The 17356-nt window shown below is 40.0% G+C and carries 22 protein-coding genes and 1 riboswitch; of the genes, 12 read left to right on the forward strand and 10 right to left on the reverse strand.

Annotated elements, in window-relative coordinates:
- On the forward strand, positions 1-94 hold a 94-nt coding region (locus CSV79_RS17390), incomplete at its 5' end, for an IS3 family transposase (RefSeq protein ID WP_369824894.1).
- A 54-nt stretch (positions 95-148) separates the two neighbouring features.
- Here CSV79_RS17390 and CSV79_RS02355 read toward each other — a convergent pair.
- The 4 genes from CSV79_RS02355 to CSV79_RS02370 form a co-directional block, all read right to left on the reverse strand.
- Positions 149-514, reverse strand: a complete 366-nt coding sequence (locus CSV79_RS02355) for a hypothetical protein (protein ID WP_099687439.1) — start codon at positions 512-514, stop codon at positions 149-151.
- A 63-nt stretch (positions 515-577) separates the two neighbouring features.
- Positions 578-1138, reverse strand: a complete 561-nt coding sequence (locus CSV79_RS02360; RefSeq protein ID WP_099687440.1) for an SCO family protein — start codon at positions 1136-1138, stop codon at positions 578-580.
- Between the two features lies 1 nt (position 1139).
- Positions 1140-2540 carry a sensor histidine kinase gene (locus CSV79_RS02365; RefSeq protein ID WP_099687441.1) on the reverse strand — a complete coding sequence of 467 codons (1401 nt, stop codon included), beginning with the start codon at positions 2538-2540 and terminating at the stop codon, positions 1140-1142.
- Positions 2537-3214 carry a response regulator transcription factor gene (locus CSV79_RS02370; RefSeq protein ID WP_099687442.1) on the reverse strand — a complete coding sequence of 226 codons (678 nt, stop codon included), beginning with the start codon at positions 3212-3214 and terminating at the stop codon, positions 2537-2539. Before CSV79_RS02370 ends, CSV79_RS02365 begins: the two co-directional genes overlap by 4 nt.
- Before the next feature lie 154 nt (positions 3215-3368).
- Here CSV79_RS02370 and CSV79_RS02375 point away from each other — a divergent pair, with 154 nt between their 5' ends.
- The 4 genes from CSV79_RS02375 (at position 3369) to CSV79_RS02390 (ending at position 6170) form a co-directional block, all read left to right on the forward strand.
- A complete protein-coding gene (locus tag CSV79_RS02375; RefSeq protein WP_099687443.1) occupies positions 3369-4124 on the forward strand; it encodes a FixH family protein in 756 nt (251 codons plus the stop codon).
- A gap of 350 nt (positions 4125-4474) precedes the next feature.
- Complete coding sequence (locus CSV79_RS02380; RefSeq protein ID WP_099687444.1) at positions 4475-4807, forward strand: ASCH domain-containing protein; 333 nt, start codon at positions 4475-4477, stop codon at positions 4805-4807.
- A gap of 8 nt (positions 4808-4815) precedes the next feature.
- Positions 4816-5256, forward strand: a complete 441-nt coding sequence (locus tag CSV79_RS02385; protein WP_099687445.1) for a hypothetical protein — start codon at positions 4816-4818, stop codon at positions 5254-5256.
- Positions 5257-5384: 128 nt separating this feature from the next.
- A complete protein-coding gene (locus CSV79_RS02390; protein ID WP_099687446.1) occupies positions 5385-6170 on the forward strand; it encodes a MetQ/NlpA family ABC transporter substrate-binding protein in 786 nt (261 codons plus the stop codon).
- 41 nt (positions 6171-6211) lie between these two features.
- Here the strand turns inward: CSV79_RS02390 and yfkAB are convergent, their stop codons facing one another.
- Positions 6212-7318, reverse strand: coding sequence for a radical SAM/CxCxxxxC motif protein YfkAB (gene yfkAB, locus CSV79_RS02395; protein ID WP_099687447.1), 1107 nt, complete (start codon positions 7316-7318; stop codon positions 6212-6214).
- A gap of 21 nt (positions 7319-7339) precedes the next feature.
- A complete protein-coding gene (locus CSV79_RS02400) occupies positions 7340-8305 on the reverse strand; it encodes a YecA family protein (RefSeq protein WP_099687448.1) in 966 nt (321 codons plus the stop codon).
- A gap of 364 nt (positions 8306-8669) precedes the next feature.
- Here CSV79_RS02400 and CSV79_RS02405 point away from each other — a divergent pair, with 364 nt between their 5' ends.
- The 3 genes from CSV79_RS02405 to CSV79_RS02415 all read left to right on the forward strand — a co-directional run bounded on the left by CSV79_RS02405 (position 8670) and on the right by CSV79_RS02415 (position 10366).
- Positions 8670-9047, forward strand: a complete 378-nt coding sequence (locus tag CSV79_RS02405; RefSeq protein WP_099687449.1) for a PH domain-containing protein — start codon at positions 8670-8672, stop codon at positions 9045-9047.
- 309 nt (positions 9048-9356) lie between these two features.
- Positions 9357-9875, forward strand: a complete 519-nt coding sequence (locus tag CSV79_RS02410; RefSeq protein WP_233201349.1) for a hypothetical protein — start codon at positions 9357-9359, stop codon at positions 9873-9875.
- A gap of 29 nt (positions 9876-9904) precedes the next feature.
- A complete protein-coding gene (locus CSV79_RS02415) occupies positions 9905-10366 on the forward strand; it encodes a DMP19 family protein (protein WP_099687450.1) in 462 nt (153 codons plus the stop codon).
- A 39-nt stretch (positions 10367-10405) separates the two neighbouring features.
- On the opposite strand, the gene CSV79_RS02420 is transcribed toward CSV79_RS02415, so the two are convergent.
- On the reverse strand, positions 10406-10732 hold the full coding sequence (locus CSV79_RS02420; protein WP_099687451.1) for a DUF3784 domain-containing protein: 327 nt from the start codon (positions 10730-10732) through the stop codon (positions 10406-10408).
- Between the two features lie 61 nt (positions 10733-10793).
- Entirely contained in the window at positions 10794-11963 is a 1170-nt protein-coding gene (locus CSV79_RS02425) for an MFS transporter (protein ID WP_099687452.1), read from the reverse strand.
- Positions 11964-12017: 54 nt separating this feature from the next.
- A riboswitch (purine riboswitch) is annotated at positions 12018-12117 on the reverse strand.
- A gap of 399 nt (positions 12118-12516) precedes the next feature.
- Between CSV79_RS02425 and CSV79_RS02430 the strand changes: the two genes are divergently transcribed.
- Positions 12517-13563 (forward strand): S-layer homology domain-containing protein, encoded by a 1047-nt coding sequence (locus tag CSV79_RS02430; RefSeq protein ID WP_099687453.1) that lies wholly within the window; start codon positions 12517-12519, stop codon positions 13561-13563.
- An 80-nt stretch (positions 13564-13643) separates the two neighbouring features.
- On the opposite strand, the gene CSV79_RS02435 is transcribed toward CSV79_RS02430, so the two are convergent.
- Positions 13644-14528 carry a fructose bisphosphate aldolase gene (locus CSV79_RS02435; RefSeq protein ID WP_099687454.1) on the reverse strand — a complete coding sequence of 295 codons (885 nt, stop codon included), beginning with the start codon at positions 14526-14528 and terminating at the stop codon, positions 13644-13646.
- Positions 14529-14703: 175 nt separating this feature from the next.
- Between CSV79_RS02435 and CSV79_RS02440 the strand changes: the two genes are divergently transcribed.
- From CSV79_RS02440 to CSV79_RS02450, 3 genes are all read left to right on the forward strand, one after another.
- Positions 14704-14919, forward strand: coding sequence for a small, acid-soluble spore protein tlp (locus CSV79_RS02440; RefSeq protein WP_099687455.1), 216 nt, complete (start codon positions 14704-14706; stop codon positions 14917-14919).
- Positions 14920-15050: 131 nt separating this feature from the next.
- Complete coding sequence (locus CSV79_RS02445) at positions 15051-15347, forward strand: ATP-binding cassette domain-containing protein (protein ID WP_143560530.1); 297 nt, start codon at positions 15051-15053, stop codon at positions 15345-15347.
- Between the two features lie 18 nt (positions 15348-15365).
- Entirely contained in the window at positions 15366-15587 is a 222-nt protein-coding gene (locus CSV79_RS02450; protein ID WP_099687457.1) for a small, acid-soluble spore protein tlp, read from the forward strand.
- A 223-nt stretch (positions 15588-15810) separates the two neighbouring features.
- Here the strand turns inward: CSV79_RS02450 and CSV79_RS02455 are convergent, their stop codons facing one another.
- Positions 15811-16566: an SDR family NAD(P)-dependent oxidoreductase gene (locus CSV79_RS02455; RefSeq protein ID WP_099687458.1), complete on the reverse strand. Its 756-nt coding sequence runs from the start codon at positions 16564-16566 to the stop codon at positions 15811-15813.
- Positions 16567-17356 lie beyond the last annotated feature (790 nt).

Genomic DNA, 17356 nt, shown 5'->3' on the forward strand with positions numbered 1-17356 from the left:
GTATATGACGTACTACAATCATTATCGTGGGCAATGGAATTTAAAAAAGTTGCCGCCTGCAAAATACAGGCAGCAACTTCAACAACTAGCATAGGCTTTTTTTAATTGTCCTTTACAAAGGGTACAGTTTATAATCTCCAGCTGGCTTTTAGTTTTTGCGTAGTAATTTTACTAGGAATTGAACGATTAGCGAAATCGCTAGTCCAAATGATGAAATGATGAACAACGATAAAATTCCAATCGCTTCCGAGAATTCATTATCCATGAAGATAAAGCTTCTGAACATCTCCGCAAATGCCAAGACGAGCACGACCATGAACATCTTAAAGGCAATATGTAGTTGATAAAATAATAAAAGGGAGCTGACGATACCGACGATCAGCCCGAACACCGCGAACGACAAATAATTATTGACGATAAGCTCATGACCTAGCACTGTACGAACGCCAATAATGAGCAAGACAAATGAAGTCAATGCGGTGAAAAAACCGACTTTCCAATAACGAGAATCCAACACGTACACCTGCTTTCCTTACCTAGTATAGCGGAATCGCTACCATTCGTCACGCGCTGTCGATTAGTTAAGACGCTTCATATCAGCAAGCAGTTCCTTCTGATACGATTCATTCGAAAAATTATATTCTTTACGGATAGTACCTTCCGCATCCAGTAAATAAAAATTGGTTCCATGAACGACTTGTGTAGACGATTCATGCTTTAGCACGAACGTCTGAAATTCTTCACGTGCAAATGCTTCAATTTCGGGCTGTGAATACCCCGTCAGCAAATGCCAATTGGACTCATCTGCGGTAAAGTTAGCGATATAAGCTTTCAATGTGGCAGGGGTGTCTACTTCTGGATCGACAGAAAAGGACACGATTTGTACATCAATTCCTTGTTCTTTCAATATCTTCTGAAGTTCTGCCATTTCACTCGTTAATGCAGGGCAGATGGTTGTACAATTCGTGAATACGAAGTCTGCAATCCATGGTCTACCGCTCGTTTGCTCCGTGCCGAACGGTTCGCCATTCTGATCAGTGAAGGTGAAATCACGGATTTGTTTACCTCTTTCGAGTGGCTCACTGCAACCAACCACTAGTAATAGCACAGCTAAAAGGGCAGGGGCTAGCCGCTTCATATCATCCTTCACTCCTTTCATCAAAAACAGGTAACGCAATGGTGACAATGGTTTCGGTAGATTCATTGGAAACGCTGAACGTTCCGTCATGCAGACGCACAATTTCTTTAACAATCGATAATCCAAGGCCTGTTCCACCAGTCGTCCGGTTACGTGCTTTATCTGTTCGGAAAAAGCGTTGGCCGATTCGCGCAACATCTTCGTCACCAATTGTTACACCGTCGTTGGCAATTCGATAAATTACACTATTTCCACTCGCTACTAATTGGATAGAAATCGCCTGCTCGGCATATTTCACCGCATTATCGATTGTATTATAAAATACTTGCTGTAATCGCTTCGGATCACCTGGCAAAATCAGTTCTTCATCAATTGACGCCTGCAACTGAATCCCTTTGTCTTTTAATCGAATGGCAAAAAGTTCCGACGTATCATATAATAATTGAGCAATCGCAATCGGTTCATTTTCCAGCGTGTAGAGATCTTGCTCCAAGTGATTGAGTTCCACTAAATCATGGATCAACTTTTTTAGACGTTCTGTTTCTTTTTCAATTGTCGACAAATACTGCTTCACATCTTCAGGGGATGAGTCAATTTTGTCTTTTGAAAGTTGTGCATAGCCACTAATATACGTCAGTGGCGACCGCAATTCATGGACAATATTCGATGTGAACTCTTTTTTACGCTGGTCTTGTTCGGCTAATGAATGGCTCATTACATTAAATGCCGAAGCGAGTTTTCCGATTTCGTCTGACCTTCTAGAATCAAGGCGATTGGAATAATCCCCTTTAGAGACGCGTTCGGAGTACGTTTGTAATGTTTTTAAAGGTTCAAATAACGAGCGCCAAACGCGTTGCAAGATTAAAAATAAGATAATGAAAAATGCGGTGCCCACAAGCAACATGATTGGCAAACTATCACGAAACACATCTTGAATGGCGGCTAATGGTACGTATATATATATGAAACCAATGAGTCCATGTTCACCTTTAATCGGGAAGATTCCACCGAATATTTCACGATTCAGCTCTTCAACATACCCTTCTTTCATGACAGGTTTTCCCGTTTCTAATAGCTTCTCGTCGCTTTCATCGACAAGCGACTGATAATTGAGCTGGTAAGGGAAGTACGATGTTAAATCATCCAGCCGATCCACTACGATGATTTCATATTCCGAAACAATGTTATACCACTGAATTTTCTCGATGATCGAATCGCTTAATTCACCGTAATGATAGTGCGCAGCCGTGCGATTACCTTGATACATGATTGATTCTTTAATCCGTTCTTTGTAGAGATCAGTATACAAATAATGAATGAAAAAGAACGAAAATAGAATCGTACAGGCAATGCTGCCGACAAATACGAGCAGCATCTTTTTGCTGAGATTCAAATTATTCATTCGGAATCCTCAAGCTTATAGCCGATACCCCAGACCGTTTCGATCATCTTTCCTGCATCACCAAGCTTAAGGCGTAATGTCTTCACATGCGTATCAATCGTCCGTTCACTACTTTGATGATCATCGCCCCATACTAATTCAAGCAATTGCTCACGGGAATAAGCGCGACCTTTATGTTTGACGAGCAACAATAGTAAGCCAAATTCTTTCAGCGTTAGATTAAGCGGTTTTCCTGCAAGTTGCGCAGTGTAAGAATCTTCACTAATCGTCAATGGACCAGCTTGCAACACGGTTGGATCTGGATTCAATCGATACGTTCTACGCAACACGGCTTCAATCCGTGCCACAAGTTCGCCAGATAAGAATGGTTTGACGATATAATCATCACCACCAAGCTTCAGCCCTTGGACTTTATCCCACTCTTCTCCACGGGCAGATAGGAAAATCAGTGGAATGGATGATGTGCGCTTTACTTGTTCTGCAAACGTAAATCCATCCATATACGGCATCATCACATCGACAATACATAGATCGACTTTCTGTTGATTTACGACTGCTAAGGCCTGAATACCGTCACCGGCTTCAAGTACGTTATAACGTGCATCTTCCAAAATCATGCGAATCAATTCCCGCATTTGCGGCTCATCATCTATGACTAATATTGTGTAACTCATGGAAACTCCTCTTTTCGATCAGTCTGTCGTTCTATTTTCCTGAAAAGTTGTGAAATCCGAATGAACTTTCATGAAGTTGTCGAAACTTCATTAAAAATTCGCATTCATATTTTATAATCATAACAGTAAAATGAGTAGATAGGAGAATGAAAGCATGAAACGTTTCGGAATTTTAACTTTAAGTATTGTGATGACCGCATTGCTGGCGGCATGTGGACAAGACGATGTACCAACAGAAGCGGAATTACCTGAACCGATCGAAGTAGAATTAACGGTGCCTGTGACGGCAGACGTAATGGAACCCGTTACACTTACGACACTCGTCACACAAGGTGAAGAAAAAGTAGAAGACGCTACTGAAGTGGAGTACGAAATTTGGCAAGAAGGCAAGAAAGAAGACAGCATTTCCGTCGAAACAACAAATGACAAAGAAGGTCTATATTCAGCGACAACAACTTTTGAAAACAATGGTGTCTACCACGTACAAGTTCACGTAACCGCACGTGACATGCACGTTATGCCTGTAAAACAAATTCAAATCGGTGAAGTTAACGTAGAAGGTCATGTGGAAGGGCATAAGAGCCATGAAGCAACAGATGGACATCACGACCACAGCACAACAGAAGGTTTGTCGATTCATTTCGTGCAGCCGGAAGCAGCAAAAGTAGACGCGGAGACAGAGTTAATGACACATGTGCAACTAGAAGGCAAAGCACTTGAAAACACAAAAGTACGCTACGAGATCGCAGACCTTGCCAATGAAATCCAATGGGTCGATACAAAAGAAACGAAGCCGGGGGAGTACACAGCTGATCATTCATTTACTGAAGTTGGAACGTATAAAGTAACAATCCATATTGAAAACGACACAATTCATGAACATGAAGAACATAAAGTAGAAGTGAAGTAAATGATAGAACACCGGTCACATTCAGTGACGGTGTTTTTTTGTGGGATGAATATTTATGCGCTCATAGAAGTCGGCCGCCCGCTCATAGCCTAGGTCGCCGCGCTCATAGAAAGTCCGAAGCCGCTCATAGCCTAGGTAACCGCGCTCATAGAAAGCCCCCAGCCGCTCATAGTCTAGGTAACCGCGCTCATAGAAAGCCCGAAGCCGCTCATAGCCCGGGTCGCCGCGCTCATAGAAAGCAGCTTCCCGCTCATAGAAAGCTTCCCCACCAAATCTAATGCTCGAAATCCTTGTCGAAAAGCGGTACACTAAGAAGGGTGAAAGATTATCCAATCAAGAGGAGTGTAAATATGACAGATTATCCTAAAAAGACCTGTTCGATCGAACGACTAGTAACAATTCCAGAAGATGTACAAAAAGTACTCGACGGAAAAAAGTGGGCAACTAGAAGAAATGGTGTATATGCGTACCCAGGTGAAATTATGACACTAGAAGGCCAAGAATTCACAATCGACAAACTGTACGTCCAAACACTCGGAGAACTAACAGATGAAGATGCCAAAGCAGAAGGCCATGAAACTGTCGAAGGGTACAAACAAACGATGCTCGCAATTCACGACAAAATGCCTTGGCTTCCACAGATGAAAGTTTGGGTGCACGAATACAGCCCAGTACAGAAATGATGTAAAAGATGAAGTTCTATTACGGAGCGGTCGTCTTTGCGCACGTAGTATCAGCGGTTATTTCAGTAGGACCTTTATTTCTACTGTTACCGCTGATCCGCCGATTGCGCATGGCAAAAGCAGAAGCGGAAGATATCTATTTGGCATTCATCCGAGTGATTATCCGTCTCGTCATGCATGCAGGTCACGTACTCGTGATCTCGGGCATCTTGCTGATCTTGTCCGGTCCATGGCCGTGGCATACTTCGTGGATTGTCCTCACGCTAGGTGTCATGCTACTATCCGGTGTGTTCCTAGCTACTGGCTTTTCAGCGGTACTAAAGAAATTCCATGAACCAGGTAACAATAAGGACGCGATTATCAAAAAACTACGCCGCACCGCTTGGATTTACATTAGTCTGATGCTAGTTATGCTGTGGCTTATGGTGCAAAAACCGGTAGTCTGGTAAATAGTACATAGTGAGGAAAAGATGTGTACATGGCTACACATCTTTTTTTTGTAAGATTCCGTTTGACAGCAAAATCTGCAACGAATATGATGGATTATAGTAGCATTTGAAAGGAACGAGGGAACATTATGAAAAAGAAAGTACTCGGTCTGCTGACGATACTCGTCTTATTGCTGACGGCTTGTAACCCGAAAGATCAAGATCAGACGATAACGATAGGAACGACAGAAGGGATCTATGCAAAAGTTATCGACAAAGCACTCGCTCCAGCCTTACAAGAGCTCGGTTATGAAATGAAAGTGGAAAAATACGTAGATTTCATTACACCTAACGCTAACTTAGCGGAAGGAGTAATTGATGCAAACATGTTTCAGCAACGTTTGTATTTAGATCAATCCAAACAACAAGAGGAATTACCAATCGTTGCGCTAACGGATATTCCAAGTATCGGTCTTGGCCTTTATTCGAATGAACTGATATCCATAGATGATATTCCTAACGGGGCATGGATTACGATTCCGAATGATGAATTAGGCACTGCAAGAGCACTACGCTTCCTTGAACAACAAGGTTTGCTGTCTTTAAATGCAGATGCACCTACTTATACTGTCAATGAAACGCAAATTGATAGTAACCCTAAGAAACTTCAAATTCAACCAGTCTTAACGGCACAGCTTGTTGCTTCACTAACAAGCGGAGATTTAGCTGTCATTCCGGATAACTATGTCATCGTTAACAATATGAAACTAGATGCTGCATTAGCTAAAGAGCAGTTGAGTAAAGAATTAAATTATATTATCGCGGTTAGAGAAGGGGATACAGATCAGGACTTTGCAAAAGCACTGAAAGAAGCTGTCGAATCCGATACATTTAAACTAGCGATTGACAAAGAATTCCAAGGTTTTGGAAAATGAAACACCGTAGGGCTTACAGAAGCCGTACGGTGTTTTTCGTCTTATTCAATAACTTGTCGCTTGGTGAAATCGACGTCTTGATAATAAGCATCTTTCACAAGTAAGTTCGGGCCAAGACAACGAACAGCTGGACAATGGCAACCAACACTTTTTGCGAGTTCGTGTTGCTGCCATTTGTCATATAGTTCCGGCAAATAATCAGTCTGAATATTGCCAAGTGGCGGCACATCACCGAAGTCTGTGACGATAACGTCTCCCGAGAAAATATTGACATTCAAGCGAGAACGACCGTCTGGATCATTTCGCACCGTAACTTTCGGACTGTTCGCAAGTTTCGCGAACAGCTCTTGATCTAGCCCGTCCTGACTGCAATGATAAAACGGTAATGTACCGAATAACATCCAAGTATCTTGATCGCGGAACGATAAAATATCAAGCATCGCTGCACGCGTTTCATCTAGCGAAAGCACGTCCAATGAAGATGCGAAATCGCTTGGGTACATTGGATGAATCTCGTGGCGACCACACTTCATTTCATTCACTACTTGTTCGTGAATCGTCTGCAAGTGCGGTAATGTTCGACGGTTTAGCATCGTTTCAGCAGATACCATGACACCCATTTCTGATAATCTTTTACTATTTTCAATCATCCGCGCAAATTGCTCCGCACGCCGCGCGCGAGGTGGCTTTCGTTCCATCATCGCAAACCCGCCATCAATGAAATCATCGACTGTGCCCCAGTTATGCGAAATATGTAACACGTCTAAATACGGTGCGATTAATTCATAACGGTCAAACGGCATCGTCAAATTCGAATTGACTTGTGTCTTCACACCGCGTGCATGGGCATATTGTAAAAGGGGTACAACATAGTGCTCGACAGACTTCTTCGAGAACATTGGCTCACCGCCCGTTAAACTAAGCGTGCGCAAATGAGGGATTTCATCTAACTTCTTAAGCAATAGCTCAACTGGTAAAGCTTGTGGATCTTTCGGTTGTAGCATATACCCGACCGCACAGTGTTCACAGCGCATATTACATAAATATGTTGTTGTGAATTCGATACTTGATAATACTTGTTTACCGTAAAGATCTACATCGTTATACGCTTCCCACGGATCCAACATACTAGATTGTGATAATACCATCATCCAAACTCCTAACCCGGTTTAGTTCTTGTCACTCACGTACTGCGCAATATCTTTCGCATACTTATTCATCGAAGAAGGGGACACGTCAAATGCTTCCGCAATTTCCTTTAACGTCATATCAAGTGGTGTAAAGAAGTCGTTCTCTTGTCCGTAACGAATTGCACCTGCAGCAATCGCAACCATCTTACGTGCTTTAGGCTGCTCGTCTACCAAAAAGTCTTCTAGTAGTTCAAGTAACTCATCGGATTGACGATCATTCTTTTCTAAAAACTCATCCGCTGACAACAAAACGCCTGCTTCAAATTCCGTGAATTCACCACCTGAATAACCATCTTCTCCAAGTGCTTCCCAGAACTTCATCGTATGATCTTTCAATTGTTCATCTGCAATGGACTTCGCAAATGTTTTGATTGCTTCCGTATGATCTGTTGGGAAGAAGATTAGACTAGAAACAGCTAGATAATTGCCTGTTGAAGTACCGTCTGGCAATAGGAAGCAATAGAAGTGAACACCCGCTGGAATTGGTTTATCGCTTTCTTTCCATAACTTAATTGTCTCGTCACCAAGAATGCTAGTAGCGGTTAAATACGTATTGTCGACCGCTATCACTTCACCAATGAAAACACGTGGTTCGCTCCACAGGTCTAACAATTCCAAAATAGAAGGTCGTACTTGTTTCTTCTTCTGTTTCGCTACATAGTTAGCCCATATATCTGTTCGCTGATGGAAGAAAAACTCATCTAGCGCAATCGATTGAATCATTTCTTCTGGTAAATAATTATCTAATGAAGACTTCCAAGCTTTCGAGTACTCGATAAATTCGTTCACATCTATACGTTCTGGATGTGTATCATAAAATGTCTGCAATAGACGCTCCATTTCTTCTGTCTGCACATCTTCCACAGTCACGGCTTGCTTTGATTCACAACACTTCTTATATTTCTTGCCACTGCCACAAGGACATGGTTCATTTCTTCCTACCATTATTACACTTCCCTTTATAAAATTAACACATAGTCTAGTGTACCAAACGAGAGGGAAGTTGGCATGGGTTTTTTGTGTTATGCCAAGTTAGTGTGTAGAAGTAATGGACAGGATAGATTGATTCCGGATAAAGTGAAGAAGATATCAAATACTTCTAAATAGTAGTGTGCAAAATTGCATATATATAAGCTGGCGAAATGATGAACAATAAACTTGCAAACCAATTCGAATCATCTAGAACGGTAGACAAAGAAAAATGGATACAACGTATTTAATCAGCATGTTAAAGGTAATGTAAAAGTGGCTTAAACGTCTGAAGTGTATGATAATATAAGCTACATAAATGAAAAGGAGAGATGGGTATATGGGATTGTTTGATGCGTTATTAGGGAATGCTTCGGTCGCTTCAAATAGAGAAGTGGAAAAGGAGTTACATCTTATTTTGGCTGATAATGAGGAAGTTGAAGCGGCATTTAAGTTGATCCGCGACTTAATAGTATTTACTAAAACTCGATTAATTCTAATTGATAAGCAAGGCATGACTGGCAAGAAGGTTGAATATCACTCAATCCCGTTTAGAAGTATCTCTCACTTCAGTATAGAAACAGCAGGAACATTTGATCTGGATGCTGAGCTAAAAATATGGGTTTCCAGTTCAGCTACTCCGCAAATAGAAAAACAGTTCAGAAAAGACAAAAGTATTTATGACATCCAGAAAATATTAGCAACTGTTTGTGTCTAATTTTCTTCACGTAAAAGAAAAAGGTGCTTTCTGAAATAGAAAGCACCACCACTTATAAATTATTTAGTAGCAGTCTCATACGCCACGAGTGTTACTCCTAATTCTTTTTCCAAGAGATTTAATACATGCAATTGTTCATTGCTCAATTGCGCGATTGGTGATTCTTTTTTCGTCATGTAAACAACATCCTTTCATAATTTATACATAAGATGGCCATAGGGCGACAAAATATACAAAGAAACCATGAATCGCGCTCATAAACTGTCGTTGCATGCTCATACACCACGCCGAAATTAATAGGAGGACCACATGATATACGATCCAACCGTATTTGAAAACTTAAAAGTCGCATTCGAAAATCAACTATATGATTTAGATACACTTGCACATAAAATTAACATCCACAATCGTACAGACCAACTCGATTTAGCGGTACTTGCAAGAAAATTCACTTTAAAGTTCTCGCTAGTCCACTATCCAGCAGTCACAGTGGAAGTGATACTCAACTCCTCTTTACAAGAACTAGCGGATGAAATACTTGAAGCGGAAAACACAGATCCAGGCTGTTACCTATCATTACGGGTACTCAAATTTGTAGAAGACTTAGAAATCCAATGCGAACTAATCGCCGCAATTTTAGATGCTGTGTGGGAAGGTGATATCCAACACAAACAAACTATCAGTTACGAATTTGGACAGCGCGAGGCAGATTATCTTCATACGATAGATATCGACTTTATTCCGAAATTAACAGAAGAAAACATGAGTGAGATTGCGGGCTTCCTTCAGTCCGTGCTAGATATGGTGGAACAAATTAGTGAAATATAATTCAGAGTAAAAAAGAGAGAAGGAATATATTGAAAAAGAAAATGAAGCGACAAGCGGTAGAAACGAAAGAAGACATATGGAATGCTGTTATAGCTGTGCTAAGTGAATACGATGTAACAAAGGACAAGGAATATCAGGAAGCCAATATCGTTTTTCAATATTATTCTGACATGGAAAGTGGCGGACATGAAAGTTTACTTAACTGGTTCGGTGAGTATATTGAAGAGATAGGAATTGAATCATACATCCAAAAGCTCGCCAACGCCCTAGAACAAATAGGTGCGATTGATTATGCCTTGATCATTAAACAATACGGGCTGGATTTGTGGCAACTGTCAGTAGCGATGGTGCAGGATGAACAGAAACAGGATGAATTTTATCAACTAATCCAAAAAGCAGATGAAGATTATTATTATCTGGATGGCAAGTTGTCGGAATTACTGGAGGACTTCTTTGTAAAAAACTATACAAAATTCATTGAATTTATTTAAAATTACCCACTAAAAAACGCTCCGTTGAACAGAGCGTTATTATCTTCCTTGCTTGGTAAATCGATTGCCCGTATTGCTATAAACAATCGCAAACACAATGACTAGAAAGAACAGTGCCAAACCTACAATAAACAACATATCCTGATCCAACCACTCACTTAGCGCAAATAAACCTAAACAAAAAGCAAGTGCGTACATTATCTTTGCCATGAATTTACATAATGCGAATTCATCAATTTTTGCCTTTTTCTCCAGAGACATCGTATTATAGCCTGACAGTAACGATGCCCCTTTTCCTTGCGATAGCATCGCCCCATACACGATAAAAACAATCATCATTGCAACATTAATTAACAATCCAAGCATCCTACACCCTCATTTCCGATAAAAAATAGAGCCAACATCACAATGACTCCATTTTTCCTGATTATGAACCTACTTGCTGACTTCTCTTTTGAACAACCATCTTCAGCGAAATTGCGGCAAAGATAAACGCGATAATGACAATACTGCCACCTACAGTAGGCATCATCGTCACACTACCTGTCTGACTAAACACTATACCACCTACACCAGAACCAAGCGCAATTCCGACTTGCAGAGCGGAATTATTGAAGCTCTGATGAATATCGGAAGACACGGGGTCGCTTTGAATAATATAATCCTGCTGTGCCGGTGCCAACGCCCAGCTAAGCCCACCCCAAACCATCATGAATACAATGAACAACGGAATCGAGAACGTCGAGTAAGGAAGAGCGAACAAGCTAACAGCGAATGCCCCCAAAATGATCAAAATACTCTTCTTCGAACCTAAACGAGAAGCGAGTCCGCCACCGAACACACCGCCACCGACTGCCGAAAGTCCAAACAAGAAGTAAAACACACTAATCCAATACGGACTTAGTTGCATCGTCGTTTCAAGAAACGGTGTAAAATATGCGTAAACAGTATAATGTCCGGCTAACATGAACATCGTTGCTAAATGCGCAAAGAAAATCTTTTTATTAGCAAGAGCCTTAATCTGCGCAGAGAGTGGTTGCACTTGGCCTGTCGGAATCTTCTCTAAAAAATTTGCAATTAGTACAATTGAACCGATCGTCAAAACTGAAATTCCGAGGAACACCGACCGCCAGCCAAACGCATTTGTCACTACAATCCCAGTTGGCACACCGAGCACAAGCGACGAACTAATTCCCATATAAATATAGCCTAGCGCCTTTGCTCGAACCTTTGGCGCCACGATCCGCACTGTAATCGTCAACGCCAGCACAATCACAAGCGCCGCGCTAGCAGCCGTCACCACACGCGCCGCCATCATCAAGCCGAACGTAGGGCTAAAATACGTTAAGATGTTTCCGATTAAAAACACTATAAGCGTAATCAAATACAACTTCTTACGTTCGACCTTAGCAGTCAACGAAAGTAACACAGGACCCGCGACCGCAAACACTAGCGCGAAAATCGTAATTAATTGTCCAGCGGTAGCGATTGACACATTCAAATCATCCGCAATAACCGGTAAAATCCCTCCAACGACCAGCTCTACAAGCCCAACCGTAATGGCCGAAATAGCCAATAAAAGTACACGTACATCCACATTAATTCCTCCTACCTAAGTTGCCAATATCTAATAAACTCCATAGAAAAATCCCGATTACAAAAAATACTTTGTAATCAGGATTTGACGGTTCCTGGTAGAGACCCTCGAACCATATTATCGAGGTTATACATAATGATTCCGTAATGAAATTTTCTATTGTTCAATTTAGCATGGATTTGAAGTGTTGGCAAGGTTGGCGGCTTAAAAAGGCTCGTTGTTTTTATGTACATACGCCAAATCTTCTATAGTAACTAACAAATAATGTTAACTTGAAGTAGGTTAAAGTGAGACAAGGCTACGATGAAGAGAAGGTTCCTAAAGAAAATAAAGAATAAGACATTGTTGAGGAGCCTTTCGAGGTTGTATACTTTCAACATTTTTTCACATTCACATTGTCCACCATTAGTACTCCACTGTTTATATACTGGTAAAAGAGATGTCCCCTTTATTACTTTTCAAAATACTCCCACAAACTATTTATAATTCAACTATTCCCCAAATGAACATGCTATAGTATCTACATCATAAAACGAATTGGAGTTGACTAGTTATGAAGAGAATTTTCGCAATAATTTTAACAATCGCTTTAATAGTATCTGCAGTACCACAAACAGAAGCTTCATCTAAAGTATTTACTGATGTTCCAAAAGATCATCCGAACTACACGGCTATTATGTATTTGTTGGAGAATAAGGTGATTGAGCCGAGTGCGCGTTTTGGGTTGAATGATAAGGTAACGCGTGAAGAAGTGGCGGTTATGGTTGCCAAGGCTACGGGATTGAATGGGAAGAAGGTGAAGACGAAGTTTAAGGATGTGCCAGCAAGTAGGTATTCTTCGGGCTATATTAATTCTGCGGTGAATGCGAAAATTATAAATGGCTATCCAGATGGAACGTTTAAGCCGACGCAAAAGGTGACGAGAGGTCATATGGCTGCTTTCATTGCGAATGCATTTAAATTGACGAAGGAGAAAGATATTCGATTTAAAGATGTTAAGAAGGGTTCAACTTCGTATCACGCGATTCGTAAATTGGCTTACGAAAATATTACGTCAGGATATCCTGATGGTACGTTTCGACCAAATGAAACACTGACTCGCTCACACATTGCGGCATTTGTAGCACGGGCGATGGATCCTGCGTTTAGACCTTCACAACCTGTTACGGTGACGAGAGGAATTCATTTTGGTATGAATCCTACACAAGTAAAAAGTATTGAATCTAAGTCTCCTGCGGTGCTACTTGCGTATGAAAAAGAAGGAAATGCGACTATATTAATCTATAGCACAACTAAATATAATTACAGAACAAATTTGATTTATTACTTCGAAAATAATAAATTACAGTTTATTAGTTATGATTTTATGAATGGAGAAGAGTGGTATCATGATTCAGACGAGTTGTTTGCAATTTATAGTGAACTGAGTGAAAATGCGCAACGTGAATTTGGAGCGGACTATTACTATGACTCGGATGGTGAGTATTCATTTAATTCTGGATGGGACAAAACAGGTTATGTTGTAGTGCTGACGGTAAATGATGATCAGTTAAGTACGACAGCTAATCTGATTTATTTACCGCATTCGCTGTTGAAATAACCTAAAGAATAGAAATTGTAAAAGAGTAGTAGCTAATTTATCTTAGTTACTACTCTTTTCATCTAGTACAATAATTCTACTTAAATAGATGCTTCATAAATAGATTTCACAGCTTTTTCAAGTGAGTTGTTAAATTCATCGTCTGTCTGATTTGCATTCAAGTCTTGGCTTAATGCACGAGAGAAACTAGCGATAAGTCCGTCGTTCGCTTTGAGTTTTTCATTCGCGACATCTGTTGAATAACCTCCAGAAAGTGCAACGACACGTACAACACGCGGATGATCAATCAGTTCTCTGTATAGGTTTGTTTCTGTCGGAATCGTCAATTTCAGCATGATATTTTCGTTGTCTTGAAGCTGGTCAAGATGTTTGTGAATTTCTGTTTTTAGTATGGCTTCGCATGCTGCTTTATCGGCACTGTGAATATCGACTTCTGGCTCAATGATCGGAACCAAACCTGCTGCGATAATTTGCTTGCCGATTTCAAATTGTTGGTCTACGACTGCTTGAATACCTTCTTCATTTGCCTCTTTAATAACAGAACGCATTTTTGTACCGAAAATATGACGTTCGTTCGCGCGTTTAAGTAGTTCATCTAAATCTGTGATTGGTTTCATCAATTGGACACCGTTTGCTTCATCTGCTAATCCTTTATCAATTTTTAAGAAAGGAACGATGTCTTTCTTTTCTGTCAAGTAATCTGCAGTATACATTCCTTCGATTTCACGATCCATCGTTTGTTCGAATAAAATAGCACCCAAAATATGAGCCGCATCAAAAGCGGGGGATGTAATAATTCGCGTGCGCATATCGTGTACGAGGGTGAACATTTCATCTTCATTGGAATAAGAGTTTTCTAGAACACCATAAGCTGCTAATGCTTTAGGTGTACTGCCGCCACTTTGGTCAAGTGCCGCAATAAATCCTTTTCCGTTTTTCACTTTGTCAAATTGCTTTTCATTCATATTCATCACTCCTCATGTATAATCTGACTCTTCTGACATACTATCATGAATTTGATTCCATATGTTAGTGAAGCGAACAGATCGGAATTCAAAGAAAATAGCGGAAAGAATAATTAGCAATGAAATGGAGATGCTACATCATGTGGTTAGAAAATAACGAAAGAAGGCTAATCAAATGACCAAAAAATACCTTAAACCAAATGATCCTGCAGACAATAAAGAACGACACAACAAAACGATCAGCAATATTGAGGCTGCTGAAGAGGTGATGAAGTTTACGATGGGTAACGAGCGTGAAAAAATCAAACAGAGCAACGAACGAAGAGAAGAAAGTATTAAGAATCATAAAGATGAAATTGACTATATGATGTGGACTTTACTTCAACATTAACAGCAGAAGAAATTTTACGATTGCTTGCCTTCCTAAAAAGTGAGCACAGGGCAACAACAACGCGTGCAACAATTTTCAAAAGGTATTCGACAACGTCTAAATCTAGCGCAAAGTTTATTGGGGAAGGCAAGTTGCCTATTTTAGATGATCCGACAAACGGCCTTGGTCCGTACTGGATTGCCGAGCTGAATAAAATGATGGCTGAAAAACGAAATAAAGGCTGTGCCGTTCTTTTTTCAACGCATTTACTAAACTTTGCAGATGACGGTCCCATTTTACACGAAGGATATGTGCTAGCAACCGGATCAATGGACGATGTCTTACGTGCAAATGAAGCAGTAGATCTTGAGCAATTATGGTTGAAGAAAATAGAGGAAAGAATAATTAGCAATGAAATGGAGATGCTACATCATGTAGTTATAAAATAACGAAAGAAGGCTAATCCAATGACCAAAAAATACCCTAAACCGAATGATCCCGCAGACAATAAAGAACGACTCAACAAAACCATCAGTAATATGGAAGCTGCTGAAGAAGCGATGAAGTTTGCGACAGGTGAGGAGCGTGAAAAAATCAAACAGAGCAACGAACGAAGAGAAGAAAGTATTAAGGATCTAAAGGATGAAATTCACGAAGAAGACAAATCAAGGATTAATGGCTATATTTAATATGAAAATCCATCTTGCGTACATATGCAAGATGGATTTATTACTTATACAAAATTAGAAATTGCTTTCGTAGTTCATCTACCGTTAAAATCGAATGTTGCGTGTAGACAAGTAATCGATTGCCTTTTCATTCGGCGGATACAATCTAATCCGCATCTACTTCCGGTAGGTGCTACAGTAATAATTAGTTTTTCTATTATCAATCATCGCATGTAAAGTTAAATTACTTCAAACGTGCGCCGCCGCCAACTTCCAAAACTTCTCCTGTTACATAAGAAGCGTGTGGAGAAGAGAAGAATAGTACAGCTCCAGCTAGGTCTTCAGGTTTGCCTACGCGTTTAAGTGGAATCTCCTGTATTAAATGTGGATATCTCTCTTCTACATTTACTGCGTGGAAATTAGAATCTACTAGGCCAGGAGATACACCGTTAACACGGATATTATCAGCCGCTAATTCTTTAGCAAGTGCACGAGTCAATGCGTCCACGCCACCTTTTGCTGCAGTATAAGCACTTCCACCAATAATGCCGCCGTTTCGAATAACACTTGAACAAAGGTTAACGATTGAAGAATTTTCAGATGACTTCAAGAGGGGAAGCATTTCTTGTGTGACCAAGTAAACTGATTTCAAATTCACATCACTATGCAAGTCCCATTCTTCATCAGAAATTTCCGCAAAAGGTTTTTTTATTAATGAAGCCCCTACGTTATTGACTAAAATATCCAACGTACCATATGTATTTTCAATATGTTCTTTCATTTTATGAACGTCATCTCTTTTAGAGACATCTGCAGCGACAAAACTAACATCCGTTCCACGTTGCTTCAACTCTTCCGCGAATTCCAAAACATCAGGTGTTTCAACTAAATTGTTCAGAACTACCTTTGCCCCTAATTTAGCATATTCATTTGCTATTGCTTTTCCGATCCCACTTGCACTTCCTGTAACTAATACGACTTTATCTGTAAATGTATACATTTAATGACCTCCTAATTTTGAAAAAATTCCTTATATGAAATTAAGTTTAAAGTATAAAAATAGAATTTGTCAACAGAAGATTAGAAATTTAATGATTTTGACTGAACTTTTACTTATTAGAACTTAAAATTCTGACATTATCCAACAATTTTCTTCTATAATGGTGATAGGAAAAACCGTGATTTAGATATAAAACGACAAGAGTATTCAAAAAAATCGTTTCATTTGAATTTTCGAAATTGGTATTGACGAAATGATTTTTGTTATGTATATATTAAATTAAGATGTTGAAAACAATTTTCGCATGTGAAATATATTGATTTTATGAAGATGTAGTAGATTTTGAACTGTTTTATGGTTAGGTCCTAAATTTGCTATTACTAAAAGACATGGATATAGCGGAAACATTTGCTGTTTCAGGATTCACTGCAAGAGTACCGCCTGAACGCATCACTGCTTTGCATGAGTCGTATACAGAAGATCGTATCAGGAGAATGAAAGGTCATGAACCTTCCGTTGGAAAAGTACTATCTTTCAATAGTGAGGGTCGACCCGTTTACAATTTAGATGAAGCGGTTACCTAGTGTTCAGAAGCGGGGGGAGATCGCCTATCTGGACAAATCAGGCAACTTTTCGTCTTCTAGAGTATTGGCGTTCATATACTCCAAGTTCTTATATTTCCTTTATTGCGTCTTTTCCACTAGGCTTAATAGTAGAGCTACAGATAATGTGACATCAACCAACTTAACTTTACAAGTTTTGCAAGCGTATGCAAACGCTTAAGAGTCAA

This window comes from Sporosarcina sp. P13, from assembly GCF_002743055.1.
Lineage (GTDB): Bacteria > Bacillota > Bacilli > Bacillales_A > Planococcaceae > Sporosarcina.